The sequence below is a fragment of the Prosthecobacter sp. genome, assembly GCF_046154365.1.
GTDB lineage: Bacteria > Verrucomicrobiota > Verrucomicrobiia > Verrucomicrobiales > Verrucomicrobiaceae > Prosthecobacter.
Genome location: NZ_JBJXFV010000090.1, coordinates 21,408 through 36,910, shown reverse-complemented (window position 1 = coordinate 36,910; position 15,503 = coordinate 21,408). Strand labels below are relative to the sequence as shown.

Here is a 15,503-nt window from a genome sequence, read left to right as displayed (position 1 = left end):
CGCTTTCGAGCGTCCCCGGGCCTGCGGCAAGCTCCAGAGGGCTGGAGCACTCCAGGACGCTGCCGCGCTCAGCGCAAACCCAACTGCATGGTTACGGCTCAGGTGGGTAGGGCTGTTTCCCTGCGTCCCGTCACAGTTTCCGCGTCGCGCGGAAAGGTTTCCCTGTGGCGCGTGAAAGGTTACGGGTCGCGCGGAAAGGTTTCCCTGTGGCGCGTGAAAGGTTACGGGCCGCGCGGAAAGGTTTCCCGGTGACGCGTAAACCGTTACGGGCTGCGCGTGAAGGTTTCTCTGCCGCAGAGGAAAGCCCCCGAACCTTGCGGGGAAGCCGCCAGATCGCCGTTGTGGGCGCGTTTTCGCCGCGCCAGCTTGGACGACACGTCTGCCACCGCTGTTCTCGTGAAACTCCCGCTGCTCCTCCTCTGCCTCATCGCCTCAGCCGTCCCACGCTGACCCTGTTTCCAGCGCCGAAGAGTGACCGTGCCTGAAATACCTCGACGCCCTGGAGCACGACAAGGCCACCGAAGCCGCCCTCGACGGCAGGAAATACACCCACATTTCAGAGCGGGTATAACTTGAGGGACATCATTGACGCGATTGACGAGTTGCGGTTTCAATCGCAGACCGAGAAGCGCGAGCTGTCTCATTTGTATGAGGCCAAGATCAAAAACATAGGCATCTTGAAACCTAGGCATGTGCTGCCGCCCAAACCGGAAGCGCTGGAGGCGTGGAAGAAGCCGCTGCTGCACCGGGCTTTTGCGGGGGAGTTATGAGATGACTTGGTTGCCCTTTTTGACTTTATTGACACCCGTGACCTTTTTGACCAAGTTGTTGGCGCGAGCACGCGCAACGGCGGCACCTCGGTCAATTCAGTCAACAAGGTTTCTCCACACTCACCACTCTCATGCCTGAGTTGTTCGACAAGCATGGCGGATTCCGCCGTCTGCACTCCTTCACTTTGGCCACCATCGTCCAAATCGAGACCCTGCGCTTCTGCCGCCGTTTTTTGACCTTCGACCACCGGGAAACGGACACGAAGTTCTACGATCCCAAAGGCCGTCAATACGACCAGATGACGCAGGCCGCCCGCAGTGGCCGCCAAAACATCATCGAAGGCTCAGAGCGCTCTTCCACCTCCAAGGACACTGAGATGAAGCTCACGGACGTGGCCCGTGCTAGCCTGAGTGAGCTGCGCGGGGATTTCGAGATCCTGATCCTCGACCGCAACGAGCTGCCATGGTCCGTCCATTCACCGGAAGCGAAAGCGGTGAATGCCATCTCCCTGGATGCGGCCCCGTTTTCTGACGACATGGTCCACGAGTCGGCGAAACATGCGCTGGTGCAGCGGAAGAAGTACGCCCAGTGGCTGGATGCCAAGGATGTCGTGGTGGTGGCCAACGCCATGCTCATCATCATCGGACGCGCCTTGAACATGCTCAAGAGCCAGATCGAAGCCCAAGGGAAGGCCTTTGAAGAAACTGGCGGCTTCAGCGAGCGGCTGATGGCCAAGCGCCTGGAAGCGCGGGACAAGAACCAGCCGCCCGGGCCAGAATGCCCGGTGTGCAGCAAGCCCATGCGGCAGCGGAAGTCTGCCAAGGGGGATTTCTGGGGCTGCAGCGGGTTCCCGGACTGCAAGGGGACGCGGCCGGTGTGAGAGTGGTGACTTTGTTGACTTCAATGACGCCACTGACAACAAGGTCAATGCAGTCAATTCTGTCCCACCCATGACCGCCGCCGATGCGGCTCACTTTCTTCCTGGGGCTACTTCTTCTTCAAGATGACGTCGCCGAGGCTGAACATGGGGCCGTAGATGGCGTAGATGAGGAAGCCGACCATGATGCCGAGAATGAGCATCGTGAGGGGTTCGATCATTTTGTCCAGGGTGGCGGCGAGGTTGTCGAGCTCCTCTTCGTAGTCGTCGGCGATTTCGGCGAGCATTTCGGTGCCGGAGCCGGTTTCGGAGGCGAGTTCGATGAGGCCGCAGAGATTGCGGGCGTCTGGGCCGAGCCAGTGGGACTCCATGAGGAAGGCTTCATGCAAAGTGCGGCCGACGGCGATGTGTTCGCGCAGGCGAATGAACAATTCCTTGTAGTGGTAGTGCCAACTGGACTGGGCGGTGATGTCGAGGGCGCTGGAGAGGCGCACGTTCGACTCGGTGAGCATGGAGAGGGTGCGGAAGCCCATGGCGGCGGCGGATTTGCGCACGAGAACGCCGACGACGGGGAGTTTGAGGAAGAGGTCCTGCACGGGACGCAGGGAGCTGATCTTCCCCCAGTTGGAGAAGAAGAAGTACAGGCCGACGAAGGGCAGGATGGCCATGTAGGGCTTGTGAATGAAGAGATCGGAGAGGGCGATGAGGATCTTGGTGCCCATGGGCAGCTCGGTCTTGAAGGAGGAGAACAGCTTGGCCATGGCGGGCACGAGAGTGAAGCTCATGACGATGACGACGACGACGCCGAGGACGATGACGACGGCGGGATAGATGAGGCCGCCTTTGAGCTTCTTGATGACCTTGGAGGATTTTTTCTGCGAGACGGCGATGCGTTTGCAGACCTTGGAGAGCTGGCCCGCTTCCTCACCGGCGATGATGAGGGAGAGCATGTCATCAGGGAAGATCTTGGGGAACTTGGTGATGGCGTCGCTGAATTTGTCGCCCACGGAGATGGCGTGGACGACCTCGGCGATCATGCCCTTGTAAGTGGGGGATTTGACGCGGTTGGTCTGGAGCAGAAGGCTTTTGGTGAGGGAGATGTTGCGCTCCAAGCAGCGGCCGAGGCCGGAGAAGAAGGCGGCGCTGTCATCGGTGCTCGGCTTCGCGCTGGTGAGGCGCTGGAGTTTTTCATCGATGCCGGTGACGGTCTGAATGACGGTGGTTTCGTTCTGTGCAACGCCAGCACCGATGAGGGCTTTTTCATCAGTGTCCGTGTCCACCAAGGTCTCGCAGGACTTGTTGGTGTGGATGTTGGTGATTTTGACTTTTTTGAGCATGGCGGGAAGGGGGAGACGGGGAGACTGGGAGACTGGGAGAAGAGGGGACTGGGAGAGTTGGAGAAGGGGAGAGTTGGAGTGGAGGAGTTTTGCGGAAGGGATGGAAAGATTGGGGTCTCCTTGTCTCCGAGTCTCCTGAGCGAAGCGAATCTCCGGGTCAGGGTGGAGCTGGCTGGCTTACGGTGGCAGGGGGCGGAGGTCGGTGATGAGGCGGGGGCGGTAGGCGGTGAGAGTGAAGGAGGCGCCGGCGGTTTCGGTGGCGGGATTCTGCGAGCTGTTCACGACGGTGGTGCAGAGGGCGGTCTCCATGACGACGCCGTTGGCGGTGGTGAGGCCGCTTTCGATGAGCGTGGGCGTGCCGAAGATGGCCTGCTGCAGCACGGCGTTCTGCGCCTGGGCGGGCATGAGCGCGGTGATCTGCACGGTGGAAAGACCGAGCTGCCAGAGCCGCACCATGTTTTCCTGATGGTTGCGCGTGATCGCGACACGGGCGCTGAGTTCCTCCTGAAGCATGAGTGTGGCGGAGAGACTGACCATGGCGGTGGTGCCGATGGAGATGATGGCTCCGGCGGCGAGCACTTCGATGAGAGTGTAACCGCGGGAGGCGCTGCGCGCTGTTTGCGGTTGTTTGCGGTTGTTTGCGGTTGTTGGCCGTGGTTTGCCAAACCATCGCAAACCATCGCAAACCATGGCAAACCATGTCAAACTTCTGTGTGTGTGAAGCTTCATGGCGCGACAGGCAGGAAGTAGGACTCCAGCCACGCATCACGCGGCAGGAAGGTGGCGAAGGCGGGGCCGCTGTTGGTGGCGGCGGGGACGGCGGGATCACTGTCGCCGGTGAACAGCAGACGACTGGGATTGGTGCCGCCGCCGGCACGGCGTTTGACGGTCCAGTTGGTCATGACACCGCCGATCCAGCGGATGCTCTGGGTGAGCGACGACGGCATGTTGAGCATGATGCTCTGGTATTCGTTCACGAGAACGGAGCGCCAGCGGAACTCGGTGCCGCTGATGGGATTGTTGACCCAGGAGAATTCGACGGGGCGGCCGTTGTCGTCCTGGAAGGCGAGGACATGGCGGCGGTTGTTTTCGCGCTCGAAGCGGATGTCGCGCACCCAGCGTCCCTTCGCGCCGTTGGGCATGATGGTGATGATGACGGGCTTCAGTGCGGCAGCATTGTTAAAAGCGGTGGCGTTGCTCTGGCCGACGAAGATGATCTGATCGACGACGCCGTAGATGCGCATGTTTTTGAGATACTGGCTGTCGAGTTTGATGAAGAGGACCTTGAGTTTGTCATCGTAGCCAGAGGGCCAGCCGGGCGGCGTGTAGGTGGGCGTTGGCTGCTCGGCGATCCAGTAGGCCTCGGTGGCGGAACTGAACACGCTGGCGACGTCGATGGTGATGGTGGGCGTGCGGCCGGCGGCGGCCTCGCGATCTTGGAAGTGCCAGAGGGAGTTGTCGGGATTGTTGTTGTTTTTGATGACGTTGAGGTAGCCGAGGTGGCTGCGGTCACCGCTGCCGCCGATGGGGCCGGTGGTGCTGGGCACGACTGGCAGGTTGGAGGGAAGCAGGGCATTGCCAGTCAAGTCCGTGCCATAAACCGGGTAGGAAATGGCCGGCGGCTCGACTGCGGCGTAGGACTGGATGTAGAGCGACTTGGTGAGAAAGGGCAGTTGCAGCGGGCTGGGCGTGCTGCTGACAAAGAAGGAGGGGGGATGCCGCACGACGGTGCGACCCTGCACCGTCCAGTTCGCATGATGACCGGAGCCGCCGGAGACGGCGTTGTTGTAGATGTCGAGTTCGGTGCCGATGCCGTCGGGCTTGCGATAGACGCAGAAGACGTCGCCATTGAGCACGGGCGGCATGCTTTTGAGGAACTGCCAGGCGTTGAAGTCGTCGATGTTGCCAGCGACACCGGAGGATGGGCGGGCGAGCTGTTCGACGATGAGATAGGAGGCACCGGGGCGTAGGCCGGTGTGGTTGTAGGGAAACACGGTGCTCATGCCGCCCGCCGTGCTGGTGGAGGTGTACACGTTGAGGTTGTTCCAGCCGTTGACGGTATTGAAGCCGCCGATGTCGCTGCCAAGAACAGTGTTCTGACTGGCGGCGAGCGTGCCGTTACGCTCAAAGGCCTGGCTGGTGACGAACTGCCAGCCGAGCAGCCGCGAGCTTTCAACTCCGACGCGGCGTTTGCAAATGTCCTCCAGATAACTGACCTGCGCGGCACGGGTGCTCATGAGGGTGACCCAGGAGGAGACCATGATGCCGCTCACAATCATGAGCATGAGTGCGGCCGCCATGAGGGCGCCGCTGGTGCTGCGATGACTGCGGTGACGTGGGATGTGCATGCGGGATCAAAGTGCTGGAAACATGGGCACGGTGAACATGAAGGCGGTGCGTCCGGCCATTTGATTATAGGCCTGCCGAGGGTCGCTGGCGGCGAGGGTGTTGGCCACCGGACCGAGATGACGCGCGGCGGGGTCCGGCCACCAGATGAAGTAGAAGGGACGTTCGGCGGCACGCTTGAAACGCTCAATGGCGGCGGGCGTCTCCCGCAGCGCGAGACGCGTGGCACGTTCAAAGGTGATGAACAGCGGCGTGAAGCCGTCGGTGGCCCATTGCGCCGAACTCGTGGGATTGGGCACGGATGGCGGGAAAAATACGTCGTAACCGCCCATGTAACTGAGCGTGGACGGCGTGGTGGTGGTGACGGCGTCGGCGTAGCGTTTCACCGAGGCATAAATGCCGTTGGGTTCAGTGAGCCCGGTGAAACGGATGATGTCGATGTCGTAGATGACGTTCACTTTGAGGTAACCGGCATACTTGCTGTAACCGAGCACGAAGATGGTGGCGTTCTGCGGCACGGCGGTGCCATCATTGAGCGGATTGCGGTAGTCACGATAAAGTGCGGCCGAAACGCTGGCACGGGCGATGATGTGCGTGCGAAACTTTTGCGGCGTGTCGAGTTCGTCATCCACCGCCGGATTGTAGGCAATGACGGACGGTCGCCAGGTGTTCATGCCGTCGCGTGGCAGGCAGTACACGGCGGTGGCGCTGAGCGTGTCCGTCACAAACTGCTCGCGCAGCTCTTCCGCCAGCGAGAGTGCGCCGTACTGCGGCGCCATGGCGGCGTTGACGCTGTCGCTGGTGAGGCCGAAGAAGTTCTGCATGCGGGCGACACCGAGCGGTACCGTGACGACGGAGGAGACATTCGGCTGGCTGCGCACAATGGTGCCGTACGAGACCACCGCACCACCGATGACCACGGCGGACAGCGCGAGCACCAGCAGGAGTTCCACGGAGGTGAAGCCTCCTGACTGATGTGCGCGACGGTTCATTTGGGAGCAGGCGTGGGATTACCGAAGAGCATGCGCAGCACGGATTCAACGGCGGGCGAGGGCGGCGGGGATGTGGTAGAAGCAGGATGTGCCGCTGGCGGTGGTGGTGCGGCGGACTGCACCGGTGGTGCGCCGGTCGTTACCCGCTGTGATGGCAATGGCATATTGGACGCCGGGTCATCCGCGACGAATTCGGCGCGTAGCGGCTGTGGCTCGGCAGGAAGAGCGGCAGGCGGAGCATTTTGCGGCTGTGACGCCAGATCACGCAGTGGCAGATCCATCGTGGCATTCGTGTCTCTGGTGCTTTTCCCTTTCTCTTCAGTCTGGCCGAGCATCTGATAGCGCACCTTGGGGGAGATGTTGATCGGGATGATCATGAGCTTCGGCGGCAGGCCGGTGGCACGCTTCTCCTGCCAGGCGAGTTCGATGTACTGCGTGGTGATGTTTTTCACCTTCAACTCCACGAGCTGTTCTGACAGCACGGGTGGCACGGTGCCACCGGTCTCGAGAATGATGTCTCCCAGCAGCACGCGCATGCGCCCATCGGACATGCGTTTCGTGCCTACCACCGGGAGCTGCAGGAGCTTGTCGCGCACGCGGTTTTCCTCGGTGTCACCGGGAGCTAGGCGGTTCTGCGCTTCGCTTTCGGATTCAAAGGGGTTGTGCTCCTCCGGTTTGACGTTTTCCGGCGTCTTCTCATCCGGCAGCACGAGCTGATACTGCACGCGCTTTTCGTCTGCCTCGTCAGTAATCGCCTCCTGGGCACGCAGGCTGGGCACCAGGACGGTGCAGATCAGGCCGGAGCGCAGTATGAGTTTGTAAATGGCGTTCATAGGCTAGGATTTTTTGGCTTTGTCCTTCTCCTTGGCCTTGGGGTCTTTTCTCTTTTCCGCATCCGCCGCGGCGAGATCAAAGATGGGGGTTTCAAAGGAGACCTCCATCTTTAACTGGCGGCCAGTGCTGCCGCCGGTGATCTGTACGACCTTCATGCGCGCCGTGGGCAGGCGGCGTTCGATGTCACCCAGCCAGTTGAGCACCTTGGCGAATTCTTCCTCGATGGTGAGCGTGGTCAGGATGGACTTGGGGATGAGCTTGTTGCCAGCGGAGGTTTTAAGCTCGGTCTTACGCGAGCGCACGAGGTTGATGCCGCGCTCGCGCAGGCTCAGCTCGATGGTCTGCTCCGCCTCCTGCTGGGTTTGCACCCGGTCGATGGCCGGCAGCCATGAACGCAGGAAACGGCGCACTTCCTCGGTGTTCGTTTTGAACATGGCGGTCTCGTTCTCGGCGGTGAAGCGTTCGTTTTCAGCAGTGACGGCGGCGGTTTCGGCATCCTCCGCGTCAGCACGGGTGGTGGCCACCTTGTTATGAATGATCTGCGCGGTGTAGGTCATCGCACCGATGATCAGCAGCAGGACAACGCAGGCGAGTTGCTTGGGGTTCATGGCAGAAGAGGGCAGGGCAAGGGGTTATTCGGTCTGGCGCACCAGCGTGGAATGGTATTCGACGACGTCGCCGTTTTTGGTCTGCTGCGGCGAGTAGGAGCGGTAGAGCAACTGGCCCAGCGAGGCCTCAATGGCGGCAAGTTCGGTGGAAACCTTGGTGCCGTTCAGATGAATGGTGAGCGCGATGTTGGCGGGCACCTGCTCGCTACGCTCCAGGGCCACCTGGGTGATGCGCGTCTCCGTCTGCACGGCCCGGGCGATCTTGACGGCGATGGGCTGGATGTTGCGCGCACCTTCCATCCATTGCGCGACATTTTCCGCCTTGGTGGCTTCGGATTCGAGATTGCTCTTTTCATTCTTGAAAGAGTCACGCTGAGTTTCACTGAGCTTCTGACGCTCCTCGGCCTCGGTTTTCTGCTTGAGCGCACGCTTGTAGTTGAAGTAATCCATCGTCATCACATAGGCGCTGCCAATCAGCGCCACGTAGAAGATCACCGGAATGGAGCGGAACGTCGAGGGCAGGCGGCGCGAGGTGTCGGTGCGCGGCGTTTTGAAATCGTGGCAGAGGTATTCGTTCATGGCAGGAGTGTGGATCAATGTTCGCCGATGATGGTCCAGAGCAGGTCATCCTGCGTGAGATCGGTAGCGCCGACCTTTTCGAGATGCAGCATGAGTTCGGTGCGGAATTTGTTGTAGTGACCGTCGCCGACAAAATAAACCGGGCTGCCCTGCGGCACTTTGGCCAGCAGGGGGCTGATGATCTGCAACGCGGTCTCCACCGCTTCCGGGCCAAGGCCGCTGCGGCAGCGAATGTCACGCCACTGGCCTTCCTGCTGCACCAGCACCGCTAGAGATCCTTCGCAGGCAGCGATGAGCACAAAGTCCGCAGGGGTGCCGCCGGAGCTTGCGCGGAAGACACTCAGGATCGCATGCTCCAGCATGGCAAACAGGCCGCAACTGACGCGGCCAGGCTTCAGGTTGATCGTTCTGAGCACGTCCTCGGTCACTTTGACCAGTGACTCTTCCACGGCGAGCAGGAGGCTCGCAGTGGTCTCGGGGTGATGGCAGATGGCGTAGCGTTTGCCACGGTCATACTTCGGGCCGAGCACGGCGCGTGGGTTGGTGCGCAGCAGGGTCACGCAGTTGTCACCACGCATGAGATTGTTTTCGAGGCTGATGATGAAACGGTGGTTCACAGACACCGAGCACCAGCCGCCTTCGGACAAACCGCGCCACTCGTCCGCACGCTGCGGGGCGGCATCGGCAAATTCGCCTTCATGCACGCCGCCTTCTTCGAGCCGGCCACGTTTGTTGACTGAACGCCAGCTCACCGCGCTGCGGCTGACGTTGAGAAGAAGAGATTTGCGCGTTTCAAAGCGCTTTCCCCATGAGACGGCGGAGTCGTCGGGGTCGGCTTTGAACGCGGCGAAGCTCAGGACAGATTTGATTTCAGCCAACAGCATAAATGGAGGTGAGTTGTTCTTTGGAAAGGAAGTCGTACACCTCATGTTCGGTGTAGCCGGTCTTGCGTGCGGTGGAAGGCTTCCAGCCGTCGGCCATGCGCATGTTCAGACAGCGCTCAAAGCTGACCATGCCGCGGGTGAAGCCCGCCTCGAGTTCCTGGTCGAGGTTTTTGAACTCACCACGACGGATCATGCCGCACACCGAGTCGTAGGGCAGCAGCAGTTCGTGAATGGGGAAGCGTTTGCCACGGTTTTCGTCGAAGAGCAGGCGCTGGCAGAGAATGCCGCGAATGCTGTCAGCGAAGGAGAGCATGGCGTTTTCCATGCGGTCGCTCGGGATGAGTTTGAGGTAACGTTGCACGGTTTGCGCTGCTGAAGACGTGTGCAGCGTGGCGACGACGACGTGGCCGGTTTCTGCCGCTTGCAGTGCGATCTCCGCCGTTTCGCCGTCACGAATTTCTCCCACCAGAATCACATCAGGTGCCTGACGGAGAGCGGCACGCAGGGATTTGTTGAAGTCGAGTTCGTCGGTACCGATCTCACGTTGCGAAACGAGGGAAGGGATGCCGGAGGGATAGACGAATTCGATGGGATCCTCGAACGTGAGCACATGCTCCTGGCGGCGTTTGGCACGCTCCAGAATCATGGAGGCAATCGTGGTGGATTTACCAGAACCGGTGGCACCACAGACGAGGAACAGGCCGTTTTTGGCTTCGAGGAAGGCCTTGATGGCCGGTGGCGGCACCATGAGCTTGCTGATGTCAGGAATGCTTTCCGGCAGCAGACGCAGCACCCAGCGCGGACGACCGCGCGTGACCATGCGGTTCACACGATAGCGCCGCGGCCCGAGCTGCAGCGCATAGTCGATGCAGCCGGCGGTGAATTCGAGCGGACGTTCCGGCTGGTAGATGAATGAGTCATAAAACAGCTTGCCGTTGCGCTTGTAGGTCAGCGCTTCCCATGGCGTGACATAGAAGTCACTGACGCCCGAATCCTTCGAGAGATGAAGCATCCGGTAGCCGAGCTGACTGCGTTCGTGAATGTCTTCCATGGTGGTGGGTGTTAACGGTTGCTGGTGAAGCGGGCGCGGAGTTCCGCTGTTGCCGTGGCACCTTCAAAGATGAGGAATTTGTTGCCCTGCACGACACCGGCGCCCGGATCGAGCGTGGCCCAGGAAAGCTCCAGGCGGTATTCGACACCGTCGATGGTGACGCGGACATCCGTGGTGGGATTGGTTAGTTGGACGCTGTCAGCACTCGCGAGGCGGTCACTGGTGTTCTCCGTGCTGGTGAGACCGAGGTCGATGTGCGTGGTGAAATTCAATGCCGGCTGCGTTAGGGTCAGATTCACGGAGAGGGTGACGCCGGTGGCCTCGCTGTTGTAGAATGTGGTGCCGTTGAGCATCATCACCTCGCCGAACTTGAACCAGGTGTTCGGCGTGATGGTGTCAAAGCTCGCACGGGTGAAGCTCAGCACGTTCTCCACGCCGGCGTCGAGGTATTCGCCGTTGCCGAGATCGAGCTTGGTGTTGCCGTGCTTGAAGGTGGAGGTTTCGGTGCCGTTTTGAATGTTGGTGACCAGGTTGGTGCCGCCAATGGCGTTGCCCCAGTTGCCATCACCGGTGCCGCTGAAGCCGCTGGTCAGACGGTAGTAGGTCTGCGAATTCGTGGAACTGGTGGCGTATTCAGCCGGGCGGGTCGTTTCATTGCGTGCCTGGATGCGCATAGACGGAGTGAGCGGAATGGCGGAGCCGGTGTATTCGATCCAGGCACCTGAATTGATGCGATACATCAGCTTGGAAACTTCCGACAGGGCACCGTTGGCGCTGATGGTGGCCGAGCTGGGAAAACTGGCGAATGCAAAGGTGCCGCCTGCCGGAGTGATGACGGGACGTGGCAACTGTGTGACTGTGGGCGGTGTCGGTCCGCCGCCATCTCCTCCAGAACCGCCATCGCCGCCAGTGCTGTCGTCTGGTGGCGGGTCTGACGATAAGGGGGCAGATTCGTCTGGATTGAAGCCGTCGGCAGGACTTGGGGCACCAACGGATAGTGGATTCAGGTAATTGGCGGTCGGGTCAGCAACGGCAGCCCCCCAGACCCAGCCTTTGGTGCCGGAGTTGAATGCGACGGCAGACTTGGTTCGTGTTTCGCTGCCGAAATCGGCTCCAGCGAGGGATTCATCCAGATAAAACTCGGAAACCGCACTGCCGGAGATTTGGCCCAGTTCGAAACGCTGCTTGGTGCGGTTCCACACTACTCTTGGGTTGTTGTCATTGTCGGGCTGTGAGGTCATCCTGGCGCGCAACCGTACATCCAACAGCCTGCCCGAAACAGATCCCACATGACGCTGCCATTCCGATTGGGGACGGATGCGCTTCATCTTGTCGATGACAGCTTGTGGGCTGGTCAGACCGGCCACGCTGCCACCATCTGACGCATACATGGCCACCATCTGATTGAGCGTCGAGACATCTGATTCGAGCTTGGCCACACGGGCGGAACCGGTATCGTCCGTGATAAGGGACACCCCCACAGTGACGATCACACCAATGATGGCGATCGTGATCACCAGTTCGAGCAACGAAAATGCGGCACGACAGATCGAACTGCGTGAGGCTGAGTTACAAGCCGCGTTTTTGCTCAAAAACATAACTAACATATTAAATGTTCAAACAGGCCTAAATTCAAGAAAAAGATATGGAAATTATAGTAATGCTGAAGAATCAATAAAAATTGACTTAATTTCACTAACCCTGAGATTTTTTGAAAGCTGACCTTCAGTCGAGAACAGTGTTAAAGCTGTTTGATTTGTTTTTCTGTTAATGTTATAATTTCTATAATATGCGCTATTTTTCAGCACAGTTCCAGACGATTTTCTGCCTCGCCCTGATGAGCCTCTCGGGAACCTCACTGCGTGCTCAGTTCAATCAAAGTAACATGCACCTCATGTCACCCGAGTATGAGGTGGAGGCGTCCAGACTGCGCACGTCTGCTCCACAACAGTATGACTTTTCCAAGGCGATGCTCAGTGATGTGCTGCGCTTCCTGGCCACGGATGCAGGGATCTCGTTTTTCTCACTGCCTGATGACAGTGCTGACGGCAGCCGCTTGATTACGTTTTCCATTAAATCCAGCCCGTTTCAGGTTTTGGAGACGCTCTGCAAGGCCAACGGACTCGCCATCATTCCCGACAACGGCATCTGGTACATTCGTCCTGCGGATGATCGTGAACTCATTGGCAAATCCTATGAGATTAGGCACAACTCGCTCGAACATGTCGAGCGTGTCAACTCGGGCTCGGGTTCTTCCAAATCCAACAGTGGAGGAAGTGGTGGTGGTGGCTTCAGTGGTGCGGCGGCGGGAATGGATCTGCAGGGTTCAAGCCAGACTTTTGCGGTTAAACGCAGTGAAGTGATCAATGACATTCGCGCTTTGCTGGGCCTCCCGCCGGAGGAAATGGAGGGCGGACAGGCCGCCGCTGGTGTTCCTGGCATAGCTGCTGCCGGCACAGATGAAAATGACGCGCGGGCGATGAACTCCAACGAACTCAGCTCGGTACGCAAGCCCAAGGTCATCTGGAAGTCCGACTCCAACACGCTTTACATTGTCGCCACACGTCTTCAGCATCTGTGGGTGGAGGGCTACCTCGCGGCAGCCGACAAGCCGCAGACCCTCATTGCCATCGAGGTGAAGTTCATCGAAACGTCGCGTGATCCGTCGCGTGAGTTTGGCATCGACTGGACCGGTACGCTGGAGGCTGGTAACTTCCGGCAGGTGACCAAAACAGATGTCTCGACGGATGCCGCCACCGGTGATCAGACGTTGAAAATTGACTACAACAACGTGCCCACGACCGGCGGCTTCCGCACGGACTTGGCACCTTTGCTCAGTGACTTTAATATGAACAATATTGGCAAGACACTCGGCTGGCCGGCGCTCAGCGTGCTCAGTGCGCAGGATGTGAACGTCAAGCTGCGTGCCATGATGCGCGATGAAGAAACCAACACCACTTCTTACCCCAGAATGGTCACGTTGAGCAATCGTGAGGTCGCCATCCGCAGCGTCGTGAACCAGCCGGTGCTGGATGCCAGCTCCACGGCCAGCGCAGGTGCCGTGGGTGCCACCACCACCACCCAGGTCGCTTATCTGCCGATCGGCACCGTCCTGAACATCCTGCCCAAGCGCATGCAGTCGGACAAAGTGCTCCTCAACATGGCGGTCACCGTCTCCAGCATTATTGGCACCCAGGTCATTTCCGGCAATCCGTATCCGATCGCCTCATCACGCGTTTACAGCGCTCCCGTGGAAATCGACTCAGGCTACACCGTGGCCGTTGGCGGACTTGATGAGGCCCGCGAACGTGAAGGCCAGGCCGGCGTGCCGTTCCTCAGCAAGATTCCAGGCTTGAAATGGCTCTTCAACTACAAGAGCCGGAGCAAGAACCACAAGAACCTCATGCTTTTCATCACGCCGACGATCATTGACGCGCGCAGCGGCGGCCTGCCGATCGAGCCGCAGTCCATTGTGCCGCAGCGCCCCAATCTGCCCGGCAAACCCAAAGTGGATTACACCACCGGCACACTGCTAGGTGGCAGTCAGGCGCTGCCAAACACCGTCGCCTACCTCTCACGTGAGGCTGAAAAGCTCGGCAACACCATCAAGGAGAGCCGCATCACCGATGAAGTCGGCCCAAATCTCAAGGAACTCAAAATCGCTGTCGAACGCGTCCACGCGCAGTGTGAAACCATGAAGCTCTCCGAACCCGCCAAATTCGCGATGATCGACCAGCATCAGCAGATGCTCAAAACCATCCTTCAGCGTCTCGCCTCCTTCCAGCGCACGCTGTTCACGAAGAAATACCTCTGATCAGCGTGCCGCCACGCGCTCAAACACGTGTGGCGTTTCGATCCCGGTGCTCTTGGGTTTCGGTGCCGCCTTCGGATCAAGGTTCTGCTGCAATTCCTCGGCAGTTACCTCGGATTCGACGCCTTTCTCCGGCACTTCGACCTTCGTGATCCATAGCAGCGCGTTCAGCACCGCTTTGCGCACATTCGCGTTGCCCCAGTTGTCATGGAAATGACCACCGGTGAAACCGAAGCCGCGTCCGCCGTCCGCACGCTCAATCGCCCACATCATCGTCTCTGAGCTGCCTTTCTCCGCCTGGATGTGCGGATACGGTCCCTTCGGATAGACATACGGCCCATCACGCGTCGCATCACTCGGCGTCGCTACCAAAATCGGCGCGAACTTCGCCGCGCCATCTTCCGCAGGCGTCACACCGTGGCCAAAGGCCGGACGGAAGCGCATGTGGAAGTACCATTCGTCCTTCGTCGTGAACGGCTCCACGCCACGCGTGATCGCATGCTTCGGCAGTTCCGTGTAGTTCGCGTCCCAGATCGGATTGCACGAAAACGCATTCTCGTAGTGTCCGCCCAGCCATTCTTGGAACTCCTTGCCCGCCTGCTCCGGCACGATCTCGACACCGTAGTGCATGCAGCCAAAGCCCACGCCCTTCGCGATCAACTTCCGCAGTGTTTCGAGATGCCCATTGACCACCGCAGGGTGCTTGCCGCCGCCATCCGCGTAAATCACCACCGCATCGGCATCAGCAAACGTCTTCTCATCACTCACCCAGCCCATTTCGTGGCGATCTACGACCAGATTGGGCACGCTTCTGAGGCATTTCTCCAGCAGCATCGTGCCGGCGCGAAACTCATGCATGCCCGGCGGATGCGATGGCTTCCCAGCGATCAAAACGAGCTTCTGTTTGCCCTCCGGCGTGACGGCTTGAACTGAAACAGCGGCGCTGGCGAGAATGATGAGGAAGTGGATCGGTTTCATGCGGTTGGAGCAGTGAGTTCATCTTTCCCCTCTCTCCACATCGCGCAACTGGAGATCCAAGGCGGTTCCTGACATTTGAATCTCCCACAACGACAATGCCAGCGAGGCGATCATCACCACGAGGCTGAAGGCAAAAGCGATCTGCCCACCCGTCTGATTGCCGAAGAACAGCAGCGCCATGCTGATCGTGCAGGCCATCATGCTCAGCACGCCCAGCGTCTGCATGCGCTTGATGATGCCGATGCGTCGCCGCAAATTGTCGATCTGCGCCACCAGCGCCGGGTCGCCCGAAGTGCGCCACGTTGCATGCAATGAGCGCACCACGCTTGCCAGGCCAAGAAAGCGGTTCGTGTAGGCCAGCATCAGCAACGAAATGGCCGGAAACAGCAGCGATGGCGTCGAAAGCGGCAGATCAGGAAGGTTCATGCCGCTGAG

Annotated in this window: 16 protein-coding genes; 4 read left to right on the top strand and 12 right to left on the bottom strand. The window is 59.6% G+C overall.

The features are described 5' to 3' along the window. Positions 1 to 572 precede the first annotated feature (572 nt). Both ACKVY0_RS11790 and ACKVY0_RS11785 read left to right on the top strand, forming a co-directional pair. The gene (locus ACKVY0_RS11790) at positions 573 to 770 is read left to right on the top strand and encodes a hypothetical protein (RefSeq protein ID WP_409215019.1); all 198 of its coding nucleotides are present in this window, start codon (positions 573 to 575) and stop codon (positions 768 to 770) included. A 131-nt stretch (positions 771 to 901) separates the two neighbouring features. Further along, positions 902 to 1,651 (top strand): four helix bundle suffix domain-containing protein, encoded by a 750-nt coding sequence (locus ACKVY0_RS11785; RefSeq protein WP_409215018.1) that lies wholly within the window; start codon positions 902 to 904, stop codon positions 1,649 to 1,651. 107 nt (positions 1,652 to 1,758) lie between these two features. Here the strand turns inward: ACKVY0_RS11785 and ACKVY0_RS11780 are convergent, their stop codons facing one another. From ACKVY0_RS11780 to ACKVY0_RS11735, 10 genes are all read right to left on the bottom strand, one after another. Beyond that, on the bottom strand, positions 1,759 to 2,985 hold the full coding sequence (locus tag ACKVY0_RS11780; RefSeq protein ID WP_409215017.1) for a type II secretion system F family protein: 1,227 nt from the start codon (positions 2,983 to 2,985) through the stop codon (positions 1,759 to 1,761). A 177-nt stretch (positions 2,986 to 3,162) separates the two neighbouring features. Further along, a complete protein-coding gene (locus tag ACKVY0_RS11775; RefSeq protein WP_409215016.1) occupies positions 3,163 to 3,714 on the bottom strand; it encodes a prepilin-type N-terminal cleavage/methylation domain-containing protein in 552 nt (183 codons plus the stop codon). After that, complete coding sequence (locus ACKVY0_RS11770) at positions 3,711 to 5,333, bottom strand: hypothetical protein (protein ID WP_409215015.1); 1,623 nt, start codon at positions 5,331 to 5,333, stop codon at positions 3,711 to 3,713. Before ACKVY0_RS11770 ends, ACKVY0_RS11775 begins: the two co-directional genes overlap by 4 nt. Positions 5,334 to 5,339: 6 nt before the next feature. Next, positions 5,340 to 6,323 carry a hypothetical protein gene (locus ACKVY0_RS11765; protein WP_409215014.1) on the bottom strand — a complete coding sequence of 328 codons (984 nt, stop codon included), beginning with the start codon at positions 6,321 to 6,323 and terminating at the stop codon, positions 5,340 to 5,342. After that, on the bottom strand, positions 6,320 to 7,156 hold the full coding sequence (locus tag ACKVY0_RS11760) for a hypothetical protein (RefSeq protein WP_409215013.1): 837 nt from the start codon (positions 7,154 to 7,156) through the stop codon (positions 6,320 to 6,322). Before ACKVY0_RS11760 ends, ACKVY0_RS11765 begins: the two co-directional genes overlap by 4 nt. 3 nt (positions 7,157 to 7,159) lie before the next feature. After that, positions 7,160 to 7,765 carry a hypothetical protein gene (locus ACKVY0_RS11755; protein WP_409215012.1) on the bottom strand — a complete coding sequence of 202 codons (606 nt, stop codon included), beginning with the start codon at positions 7,763 to 7,765 and terminating at the stop codon, positions 7,160 to 7,162. 24 nt (positions 7,766 to 7,789) lie between these two features. Continuing rightward, positions 7,790 to 8,344 carry a hypothetical protein gene (locus ACKVY0_RS11750; protein WP_409215011.1) on the bottom strand — a complete coding sequence of 185 codons (555 nt, stop codon included), beginning with the start codon at positions 8,342 to 8,344 and terminating at the stop codon, positions 7,790 to 7,792. Between the two features lie 14 nt (positions 8,345 to 8,358). Then, positions 8,359 to 9,228, bottom strand: a complete 870-nt coding sequence (locus ACKVY0_RS11745; protein ID WP_409215010.1) for a hypothetical protein — start codon at positions 9,226 to 9,228, stop codon at positions 8,359 to 8,361. Next, complete coding sequence (locus tag ACKVY0_RS11740; protein ID WP_409215009.1) at positions 9,215 to 10,279, bottom strand: type IV pilus twitching motility protein PilT; 1,065 nt, start codon at positions 10,277 to 10,279, stop codon at positions 9,215 to 9,217. Before ACKVY0_RS11740 ends, ACKVY0_RS11745 begins: the two co-directional genes overlap by 14 nt. An 11-nt stretch (positions 10,280 to 10,290) precedes the next feature. Beyond that, the gene (locus ACKVY0_RS11735) at positions 10,291 to 11,796 is read right to left on the bottom strand and encodes a choice-of-anchor K domain-containing protein (protein WP_409215008.1); all 1,506 of its coding nucleotides are present in this window, start codon (positions 11,794 to 11,796) and stop codon (positions 10,291 to 10,293) included. On the opposite strand from ACKVY0_RS11735, the gene ACKVY0_RS11730 reads away from it, so the two are divergent. Both ACKVY0_RS11730 and ACKVY0_RS11725 read left to right on the top strand, forming a co-directional pair. Continuing rightward, positions 11,789 to 12,001, top strand: a complete 213-nt coding sequence (locus tag ACKVY0_RS11730) for a hypothetical protein (RefSeq protein WP_409215007.1) — start codon at positions 11,789 to 11,791, stop codon at positions 11,999 to 12,001. The two genes, ACKVY0_RS11735 and ACKVY0_RS11730, sit on opposite strands and share 8 nt — an antisense overlap. A gap of 67 nt (positions 12,002 to 12,068) precedes the next feature. After that, positions 12,069 to 14,093 carry a type II secretion system protein GspD gene (locus ACKVY0_RS11725; RefSeq protein ID WP_409215006.1) on the top strand — a complete coding sequence of 675 codons (2,025 nt, stop codon included), beginning with the start codon at positions 12,069 to 12,071 and terminating at the stop codon, positions 14,091 to 14,093. On the opposite strand, the gene ACKVY0_RS11720 is transcribed toward ACKVY0_RS11725, so the two are convergent. Beyond that, entirely contained in the window at positions 14,094 to 15,068 is a 975-nt protein-coding gene (locus ACKVY0_RS11720) for a ThuA domain-containing protein (RefSeq protein ID WP_409215005.1), read from the bottom strand. Positions 15,069 to 15,086: 18 nt separating this feature from the next. Beyond that, entirely contained in the window at positions 15,087 to 15,494 is a 408-nt protein-coding gene (locus ACKVY0_RS11715; protein ID WP_409215004.1) for a DUF2721 domain-containing protein, read from the bottom strand. Positions 15,495 to 15,503 lie beyond the last annotated feature (9 nt).